The organism is Salinibacterium sp. SWN167 (genome assembly GCF_015864665.1).
Taxonomy (GTDB): Bacteria; Actinomycetota; Actinomycetes; order Actinomycetales; family Microbacteriaceae; genus Rhodoglobus.
In genome coordinates this window covers 2,055,507-2,065,325 of record NZ_JADYWU010000001.1, presented here as the reverse complement: position 1 = coordinate 2,065,325, position 9,819 = coordinate 2,055,507, and the positions used below count along the sequence as shown (strand labels likewise).

At 62.1% G+C, this 9,819-nt stretch carries 9 protein-coding genes and 1 rRNA gene; all 10 read left to right on the top strand.

The features are described 5' to 3' along the window. Positions 1-101 (top strand): 5S ribosomal RNA (gene rrf / locus I6E60_RS09885); the annotation flags it as partial. 90 nt (positions 102-191) lie between these two features. Next, positions 192-1,649 carry a primosomal protein gene (locus tag I6E60_RS14400; protein WP_231601190.1) on the top strand — a complete coding sequence of 486 codons (1,458 nt, stop codon included), beginning with the start codon at positions 192-194 and terminating at the stop codon, positions 1,647-1,649. Further along, the gene (locus I6E60_RS09875; protein WP_197180098.1) at positions 1,621-2,640 is read left to right on the top strand and encodes an HAD-IIA family hydrolase; all 1,020 of its coding nucleotides are present in this window, start codon (positions 1,621-1,623) and stop codon (positions 2,638-2,640) included. The genes I6E60_RS14400 and I6E60_RS09875 overlap by 29 nt, the downstream gene beginning before the upstream one ends. A gap of 2 nt (positions 2,641-2,642) precedes the next feature. Then, positions 2,643-2,795, top strand: a complete 153-nt coding sequence (locus I6E60_RS09870) for a hypothetical protein (protein WP_197125323.1) — start codon at positions 2,643-2,645, stop codon at positions 2,793-2,795. Beyond that, positions 2,788-3,582 carry a TlyA family RNA methyltransferase gene (locus I6E60_RS09865; protein WP_197179969.1) on the top strand — a complete coding sequence of 265 codons (795 nt, stop codon included), beginning with the start codon at positions 2,788-2,790 and terminating at the stop codon, positions 3,580-3,582. The genes I6E60_RS09870 and I6E60_RS09865 overlap by 8 nt, the downstream gene beginning before the upstream one ends. Positions 3,583-3,637: 55 nt before the next feature. Further along, positions 3,638-4,582 carry an NAD kinase gene (locus I6E60_RS09860; RefSeq protein WP_197125102.1) on the top strand — a complete coding sequence of 315 codons (945 nt, stop codon included), beginning with the start codon at positions 3,638-3,640 and terminating at the stop codon, positions 4,580-4,582. Then, positions 4,579-6,291, top strand: coding sequence for a DNA repair protein RecN (gene recN / locus I6E60_RS09855; protein WP_197179967.1), 1,713 nt, complete (start codon positions 4,579-4,581; stop codon positions 6,289-6,291). The genes I6E60_RS09860 and recN overlap by 4 nt, the downstream gene beginning before the upstream one ends. A gap of 107 nt (positions 6,292-6,398) precedes the next feature. Beyond that, positions 6,399-8,099: a CTP synthase gene (locus I6E60_RS09850; RefSeq protein WP_197125098.1), complete on the top strand. Its 1,701-nt coding sequence runs from the start codon at positions 6,399-6,401 to the stop codon at positions 8,097-8,099. Beyond that, complete coding sequence (locus I6E60_RS09845; protein WP_197179965.1) at positions 8,089-8,721, top strand: NUDIX hydrolase; 633 nt, start codon at positions 8,089-8,091, stop codon at positions 8,719-8,721. Before I6E60_RS09850 ends, I6E60_RS09845 begins: the two co-directional genes overlap by 11 nt. A gap of 23 nt (positions 8,722-8,744) precedes the next feature. Further along, positions 8,745-9,680 carry a site-specific tyrosine recombinase XerD gene (locus tag I6E60_RS09840; protein WP_197179963.1) on the top strand — a complete coding sequence of 312 codons (936 nt, stop codon included), beginning with the start codon at positions 8,745-8,747 and terminating at the stop codon, positions 9,678-9,680. The last annotated feature ends 139 nt before the right edge of the window (positions 9,681-9,819 follow it).

Here is a 9,819-nt window from a genome sequence, read left to right as displayed (position 1 = left end):
AGAGGGAAACGCCCGGTTACATTCCGAACCCGGAAGCTAAGACTCTCTGCGCCGATGGTACTGCAAGGGGGACCTTGTGGGAGAGTAGGACACCGCCGGACTTCAATTGTAAAATAGCCACCACTGTGTTTGATAAACACAGCTGGTGGCTATTTTGCGTTAAGTCCCCACCCCAAAATCAGGAGCAACGAATGAGCGATTCCTCAGAAAATGACGGCCGGCACGACAGCCGACCCCACGGGAACCGCTCTGGCGCGCCCCGATCTGGTGGACGTCCCACTGGTGGGCGTCCCGGTGAGGGACGACCAAGCGATGGAAGGCCACGCCGCGACAACGCCGCAGGTGGACCAGCCCGCGGCAAGCCAGCATCCGGCTCGGACCGTCCGTGGCGTAACAAGCCCGAGGGCGATGACCGCCGTCCACGCCGCGATGGCGATAGTGCCGGTGCTGACCGTCGTCCGCGACGCGACGCTGATGGCAGCGATCGTGCGCCGCGTCGAGATTCCTCCGCTGGCGACGACCGTCGCCCCCGCCGTGATGCCGCTGGAGACCGTGATGGTCGCCCGCAGCGCTCCGGCGACCGAGACTCGCGACCTCCTCGTTCTGGTGACCGCGATAGCCGCCCCCCACGCTCCGGCGATCGCCCCGATAGGGGAGACCGGCCGGCACGCCCGTTCCGTTCCGATGGCTCAGGGCGCCCCGAGCGCGGCGGACGTCCCGACCGTGGATCTGATCGCCGCGGTGGTCCCGACGAGAAACGGCTGTGGACCAAGGGCGGTGCGCCAGCGCGCGGAGACCGCGACGCTAGCGAACGTGAGCCTGAAGAGGATCGCGATCCTTTCGGCATCCGCTCGGTTCGTGCGTACCACCAGGCTCCCGAGATTCCGGAGGGTGTTACGCCCAAAATGCTTGATCGGGTTGCCTCAAATGAGTTGAAGACCCTCAGCAAGGAGAATGCAGAAGGCGTTGCCCTGCACTTGGTGATGGTGTCGCGCCTCATCGAGGAAGACCCTGAACTTGCCCACCAGCACGCCATTTCGGCTGCTCGTCGTGCAGGCCGCATTGGAGTCGTTCGCGAAACTCTCGCCATTACAGCGTATGCGACCGCTGACTACGCTTTGGCGTTGCGCGAATTGCGCACCTACCGTCGTATCACTGGTCGTGACGATCAGCTGCCCATGATGGTCGACAGCGAACGTGGACTCGAGCGCCCTGAGCGGGCCCTTGAACTCGGGCGTTCAGTGAAGCGCAGCACGCTGTCTTCAGCCGTTCAAGTTGAGTTGGCTATTGCGATGTCTGGCGCGCGCCTCGACCTCGGTCACGCGGAAGAAGCGCTCGTGGAGTTGCAGATTCCGCAGCTCGACCCCGACAAGGCGTTCTCGTACAGCCCGGCGTTGTTTGGTGCCTACGGAACCGTGCTCGAAGAGCTCGGTCGCGACGATGAAGCGGCCATCTGGTTCTCTCGCGCCGATGTTGCAGAAGCAGCACTCGGCGATGACGAAGACGACATGATCGAAGTTGTTGAAGAAGAGCTTGAATTCGACGCGTCCGATGACGGTGCAGTAGAAATTGAGGATGCCAATGGGCCTCTGGAAGTCGCTGACGAAGCGGCCGGAAACGATGACGAGACGGGCGAGCGTGTCAGCTAAGACACCCCTCACGGGCGTCGCACTCGTACTCGCGGACCTCGATGGAGTGATCTATCGCGGACCGGATGCGATTCCGCATGCCGTTGAGAGCATGAACGCGATTGATGGCCCACACGTTGCTTACATTACGAATAATGCGTCGCGCACCGATGCATCCGTTGCTGAGCACTTGAGCGAGCTCGGGCTGACGGTGGAACCGCGCGACGTGGTGACCTCGCCGCAAGCGGCCATGGGATTGTTGCGCGATATCGTTCCTGCCGGTTCGACCATCATGGTTGTTGGCGGCGACGGCCTGACGAACGAGCTTGAAAAGTCAGGTTTTGTGGTGACCCGGTCGGCTGATGATTCGCCAGCGGCCGTCGTGCAGGGCTTCGCTCCGCACGTGGGCTGGAAGGATCTCGCAGAAGCCTCGTTCGCGCTCAAGGGCGGAGACTCCGGAATCCCTTGGATCGCCACCAACACTGACTGGACGATTCCCCAGGCTCGCGGCACAGCGCCCGGTAACGGCACTCTTGTGTCAGCGGTGCATTCCGCCGTTGGCCGTTTGCCGATCGTCGCCGGCAAGCCAGAAGTGGCCATCTTCGAAGAGGCGTTTGCTCGTTACGAGTCACGCGAAGCGTTGATGATCGGCGACCGCCTCGACACTGACATTCTCGGGGCCAACCGAGCCGGCATCCCGTCGCTTCTCGTTCTGACAGGCATTGATCAAGCAAAGCAAGTGCTGGCGTGTATCCCGGATGAGCGACCGACGATGATCGTTGATGATTTGCGCGGGCTGCATGAGCCCTATCCAGAAACGCAAGTTACCCACGACGGCGCCGCCGTCGTCGTGACGACGGTGGGAACGGCGACAGTGCGCCTCGAAGGGCAGCGACTGACCGTGACTACGGCCGGAACATCCATCGACCGATTGCGCGCTGGCGCCGCAGCAATTTGGAACTCGGGGAGCGCCATTTACGCCCTCGAAGTGCCAGCGGAGCTATATTCATGAGCATGAGCGATGAATCACCCGTCGACGGACTGATGTCACGATTGAGCCTGATCGAAGACCAGCCACTCGAAACTCGAGCCGCTGCCTTCACCCAGATTCACGACGAACTGCAGCAGCAGCTCGAGGGCAAGGACGCGTTTTCGCGCAATGGCTAACGTGCGGCTCGACGCAGCTCTCGCTGCTCGCGGTCTGGCGCGTTCTCGCACCCACGCCGCCAAACTGATTGCCGACGGTCTCGTCACGGTGTCAGGAATCGCGATTCCGAAAGCGTCAACTCCGGTGAGCGACGACCACGTCATCGAGGTCGCTGAGACCGATCATTACGTAAGCCGGGCCGCCCACAAACTTGTGGCGGGTCTCGACGCCTTCGGCATCGACGCGACTGACAAGCTCGCGCTGGATGTTGGCGCGTCGACCGGCGGCTTCACTCAAGTTTTGCTCGAACGAGGTGCTCGCGAAGTTATCGCGCTCGACGTCGGCCACGGGCAACTCGTCGACCTGATCCGGTCGGATGCCCGAGTGCGCGTTATCGAGCGAGAGAATGCCCGCTATCTCACCGCTGAATCGCTGGCGGAGTTGAGCGGGACATCCGAGACTCCCACTCTTGTGGTCTCTGATCTGTCGTTCATCTCGCTTCGTACCGTGCTGCCTGCTTTTTATGCGGCGGTTGGGGAGAGCGCTGACTACGTGCTGCTGGTAAAGCCACAGTTCGAGGTTGGTCGCACGAACATTCGTGAAGGAATCGTGCACGGCGCGGCCCTGCGCGACGAAGCCATCACGGGCGTGTTGTGGGCAGCGTGGGATCTAGGGCTCGGCACGGCCGGTGTCATCTCCTCACCAATTGCCGGTAACGCAGGAAACCGTGAGTATCTTGTCTGGTTGAGCGCACGGTCAGGCAGCAATCCGACAGAATGGTTAACGCAGGTTTCTGCGATCGCCTAGAGCTGACCGCTTGGTGGCGTCGGATCACACAATCACTACGAATGAGAGGGGCACGGTGCAGTCCGAGAACTCTCATGCTTCTAATCGCCACATCCTAGTTATCGCTCACACCGGCCGCGCGGAGTCCCTTACTGCCGCTATCTCGGTGTGCCGTCAACTCATCAGCGCGGGAATCGTTCCGGTGTTGGCTCCCGATAGCTACGAAACGATTTTGCAGGCTGAACCTGATCTCGCGCCAGTCTCGCGACTCGGCAACGAGGTTGAAACCGGAGAGCTCGAGCTGGTGATCGTCCTGGGTGGTGATGGAACCATCCTCCGCGCTGCGGAACTCACGCGAGGCTGCAGCGCGCCACTACTGGGTGTCAATTTGGGTCACGTCGGTTTCTTGGCCGAAAGCGAACGCGAAGAACTCACATCCACTGTCGAACGCGCGCTTGCCCGCGACTACCTCGTCGAAGAGCGCATGACGCTGTCGGTGCGGGTGAAGGTTGACTCCGAGGTTGTCTACGAAACTTGGGCGTTGAACGAAGCGACCGTCGAAAAGGCGAGTCGCGAGCGCATGCTTGAAGTGGTCATCGAAGTCGACGGCCGGCCGCTCTCATCCTTCGGTTGCGACGGCGTTGTCATGTCCACACCGACCGGATCCACCGCCTATGCGTTTTCCGCCGGTGGCCCGGTGGTCTGGCCGAGCCTCGACGCTCTCTTGCTTGTTCCGCTGAGCGCTCACGCATTGTTTGCGCGCCCCATTGTCGTCGGGCCTGACTCGGCCCTCGCCGTTGAAGTACTCGATCGCAATATGGGTATTGGTGTGTTGTGGTGCGACGGCCGACGCGCTTTCGATCTTCCGCGCGGTGCCCGCGTGATCGTGCGACGTTCGCCGGTGCCGGTGCGACTAGCCAGACTGTCTCAAGGACCGTTCACCGATCGCCTTGTCAAGAAATTCAATTTGCCGGTCAACGGATGGCGTGGGCCAGCATCGGAGGGGGGAACCGACTCGTGATCGAAGAGATCTCCATTCGCGACCTCGGCGTTATCGCTTCAGCACGACTTCCGCTGAGCCCCGGGTTTACCGCGCTCACGGGCGAGACGGGCGCCGGAAAGACGATGGTCGTTACCGCCCTGGGGTTGCTGCTCGGCGAGCGGGCCGATGCCGCTGCGATCCGTGCCGATAGCGATCAAGCCTCCGTGGAGGGCCGTTGGGTCATTGACCCCATGTCTGCGGTCGCTGAGCGCGTGCGCGACGCCGGCGGTGACCTCGACGACGGAGAGCTTCTTCTGGTGCGCACTGTTGCGCGTGAAGGGCGCAGTCGTGCTGTAGTTGGCGGTCGTAGTGCTCCGGTCGGTGTGCTCACCGAGCTAGGCGACCAGCTCGTCGTTGTGCACGGCCAGTCTGAACAGATCCGCCTCAAGTCGTCGACGGCTCAACGCAACGCGCTCGATCGCTATGCGGGAGCCGAACTTGCGACCGTGCTCGGGCAGTATCAAACTGTGTTCCGTCGCTGGCAAGCGGCCCAGGGCGAACTCGATGTACTCGTTGCGGAGAGCGATCTTCGCAGTCGCGAGGCCGACGAACTCCGCGTCGCGATCGATGAGATTGAAGCCGCTGACGTGCGTCGCGGCGAAGACGTCGAACTGACAGAACGAGCCGATCGTCTGGCGAACCTCGAAGGTCTGAGGCTTGCCGCTGAGGGCGCCCACGCGGTGCTGTCGGCGGATGCCGCGGATGAAGGCTCCGATGTGGTGGCCTTGCTCGCCAGCGCCCAGCGAGGGCTTGAGCGGGTCGCCGAGCATGACGCGCAACTTGCCGCAATCGCTGAGGCGTTAGCGGCAGCATCCATCACGTTGGGAGAAATTTCCACTGATCTTTCTGGCTACCTCGCCGGGCTGGATTCCGATGGCAGCCGCGAACTCGAACGGGTTGAAGAACGTCGCGGCCAACTCGCCGCTCTCGTGCGCAAGCATGGCGTGAGCCTCGACGATGTCGTCGATGTGCTCGACACCGGCAGCCAACGCTTGCTGGAACTCGATAACGACTCCACGCGCATCGATGAGCTGCGGGCTCAGGTCGAAGCAGATCAGTCAGAACTGATCGAGCTCGCAGCCAAGGTCAGCGACGTTCGGTCTCGCAGCGCTGCACGACTTGCTGCCGCGGTCACCGACGAGCTCACCCACCTCGCGATGGCCAACGCTGAAATCGTTGTTACGGTCGAAGACCGCAGCGACTATTCGTTGAGTGGCAAAGACGAAGTGGCGATCCTGTTGCAGCCGCACCCCGGCGCTCCGCCGCGTCCGCTTGGCAAGGGTGCCTCTGGAGGAGAGCTCTCGCGGGTGATGCTCGCGATCGAAGTCGTCATTGCGGGCAACGACCCGGTTCCGACCTTTATCTTCGATGAAGTGGATGCCGGTGTCGGTGGTGCCGCTGCGATCGAAATCGGCAAGCGGCTTGCTCTGCTGAGCCGCACCGCCCAAGTGATTGTTGTCACGCACCTGGCGCAAGTGGCCGCGTTTGCCGACAACCACCTCAGCGTCATCAAGGGCGACGATGGATCGGTCACGGCATCCAGCGTTCACAAGTTGGAGGGGGAGGCGCGCATCGCAGAAATGGCGCGACTGCTCTCGGGATTGCCCGACTCGGAGTCTGGCCTTGCTCACGCTCGCGAATTGATTCAGACCGCGCACGACCTTGAAATTGCTGCTCTCGGTCGCTAACTGTCGGCCCAACGGAAAGCCTCACTGCCGGCCTTAGCTGTTAAGCCGATAACGAAACACCCCTGCGCGGCGACAAAACTGCTCAACGAGGCATAGGATGGAACCCCGTGGTGGACAATAAAAACGCGGTCGTAACAAAGCACATCTTCGTCACCGGAGGAGTCGTCTCTTCTCTCGGTAAAGGCCTCACGGCGGCGAGTCTCGGAAACCTGCTGACAGCACGCGGGCTCCGCGTCGTCATGCAGAAGCTGGATCCCTATCTGAACGTGGATCCCGGCACCATGAACCCCTTCCAGCATGGTGAAGTTTTTGTCACCGATGACGGTGCCGAAACTGACCTCGACATCGGGCACTACGAGCGCTTCCTCGACATCAAGCTCAATCAGGCAGCCAACGTCACTACCGGGCAGATCTACTCCGAAGTGATTGCCAAAGAGCGTCGCGGCGAATACCTCGGCGACACCGTGCAGGTCATCCCGCACATCACCGACGAAATCAAGCGCCGCATGCGACTTCAAGCCGCCGGCCCCTTCGACGACGAGAACCCCCAGCCCGATGTCATCATCACCGAAATCGGTGGAACCGTTGGCGACATCGAGAGCCTGCCGTTCATCGAGTCTGCTCGCCAGGTTCGTCACGAACTCGGCCGCAAAAACGTCTTCTTCGTCCACGTCTCGCTCGTGCCCTTCATGGCTGCTTCGGGCGAACAGAAGACCAAGCCCACGCAGCACTCCGTTGCCGCACTGCGTTCGATCGGCATCCAGCCCGATGCTCTCGTGCTGCGCAGCGACCGCCCCGTCTCTGAGTCCAACAAGCGCAAGATCGCGCTCATGTGTGACGTTGAAGAGGACGCCGTCGTCAACGCTACCGACGCTTCCAGCATCTACGACATCCCCGAAATGCTGCACAGCCAGGGCCTCGACGCCTACATCATCAACCAGCTCGGGCTCGAAGCGAAGTCAGTGAACTGGGATGGCTGGAGCGAACTGCTCGAAGCCGTGCACAACCCCAAAAACGAGGTCTCGATCGGCCTCGTGGGCAAGTACATCGACCTGCCCGATGCGTACCTCTCGGTCACCGAAGCACTGCGCGCCGGTGGGTTCGCCAACAGCGCCAAGGTAAACATCCGGTGGGTTCCCTCTGACGAGTGCGAAACTCCCGAAGGCGCGGCCAAACAGCTATCCGATCTCGACGGAATCATCGTTCCCGGTGGGTTCGGTGTTCGCGGTATCGAAGGCAAGCTCGGCGCTCTGAAGTTCGTTCGTGAGAATGGCATCCCCGCCCTCGGCATTTGCCTTGGCCTGCAGTGCATGGTCATCGAATACGCTCGCGATATGGCGGGCCTCGAGGGCGCATCCTCAACGGAATTCGATGCCGACAGCAAGTACCCGGTTATCGCGACGATGGCAGAGCAAGTCGACATCATCGCGGGCGGAGACATGGGCGGCACGATGCGTCTCGGTCTCTACAACGCCAACCTCGAGCCCGGCTCCATCGTTGAAGAGATCTACGGAGCGCCGACGGCCGCCGAGCGTCACCGTCACCGCTACGAAGTCAACAACGAATACCGCCAGCAGATCGCGGATGCCGGACTCAAGTTCTCCGGAATCTCGCCCGACCGCACCCTCGTCGAATTCGTCGAGTTGCCGCGCGAGGTGCACCCCTACTACGTGGGAACGCAGGCTCACCCCGAGCTGCTCTCTCGCCCCAACCGTGCTCACCCGCTGTTCCGCGGACTGGTCGCTGCTGCAATTGAGCGCCAAAAGTCCAGCCGCCTCTTTGAGGTGACTGAGCAGGATGATGCATAACGAACTCAGCGACGACCGCGTCTCACCGGAGCTGCTGAGCACCGAAACGGTGTTCGCTGGCCACGTGTGGAACGTAGACCGCGAGCGTTTTCAGCTCGACGGTTCTGCGATCACCCGCGAATTTGTGAACCACACCGGCGCCGTTGCGGTGCTGGCCATGGATGAGCGTGACCGAGTGCTCCTGATCAAGCAGTACCGGCATCCGGTGCGGTTGCGTGATTGGGAGCTGCCGGCTGGCTTGCTCGATGTCGTGAATGAGTCGCCGCTGTTGGCGGCTCAGCGCGAATTGGCCGAAGAAACTGACCTGCAAGCCGAGTCGTGGCATGTGCTCAGCGAAATGCTGACTTCGCCCGGCGGGAGCAACGAAGCCGTGCGCATTTACTTGGCCCGTGGCGTGAGCGCGACCGGGGAAGTGTTTGACCGCTATGCGGAAGAAGCCGGTATTGAGCTGCGCTGGGTTCCGTTGGAGGATGCCGTTGAGGCGGTTCTCGAGCGGCGCGTGCAGAACTCGATCCTGTGCCTCGGACTCTTGGCGGCGCAGCTCGGACGCGACCGTGGCTGGAATACACTCGGCGAACCCGACGCACCGTGGCCACGGCATCCGCGAAACTACGCTGAATAGCCCCTCGCGGTAGGTTGAGCGATATGACCGAGCCGGTGCGTCCCGTAGCGAAAAGTGCGATTGCCATCGCCGCAGAACGCTATCTGCGGCATCTGGGGATCGAACGCGGTCTTTCGGCGAACACCCTCGCTGCGTATCGCCGCGATCTCGATGCCTATCTGTCGTTTCTTGGCACGCGCGATCTCAGCACACCCGCCGCGGTGACAGCGGACGACGTGACCGCATTTGCGCACAGCTTGCGAGCCGACACCGAGCGCCCGCTCGCGGCCTCCTCGGTCGCGCGCATGCTCTCGACAGTGCGGGGGCTGCACACGTTTTTCGTCGACGAATCGCTCGCGGTTGAGGACGTCGCGCATGCCGTCGCTATCCCGAAGCAGCCGATGCGGCTGCCGAAGGCCATCTCTATCGAGCAGATGGCTACCGTTCTGGCATCCTTTCCGGGCGATGAGGTCATTTCGCTTCGCAATACTGCGCTACTTGAGCTTCTCTATGCCACGGGCGCGCGCGTCTCTGAGGTGACGGCGCTCAACGTCGATGACATGATCGACGGCGACATTGTGCGCCTGCTCGGCAAGGGCAACAAACAACGCATCGTGCCGGTCGGTAGCTTTGCGCAGGCAGCGATCGAGAAGTACCTTGTGCGCGCACGTCCTGTGCTCTCGGCGAAGGGCGCGGCGACCCCGGCACTGTTTCTGGGGGCGCGTGGGGCTCGGCTGTCTCGTCAAAACGTGTGGCTGATCATCCAAGCCGCTGCCGAGCGTGCAGAACTCGGGATCGATATCTCGCCGCATACCTTTCGGCACTCGTTCGCGACGCACCTTCTTTCGGGCGGTGCCGACGTTCGCGTGGTGCAGGAACTGCTTGGACACTCATCGGTGGCAACGACCCAGATTTATACCTTGGTCACCGCTGACACGCTGCGCGACATGTACACGACGGCGCATCCGCGCGCACGGTAAAGCGCACCGGGGGAGCGATCGGATGCCGTGGCTGGCTGATCGGCGGCTCCGCTGACCCGCGTGTCGCGCTGCCAAACCTTCAACCTTTGGTAGAGGCGACCCTGCCGTGTCCGCGCGTGGGAGCGCAGGCTGCGAGGTA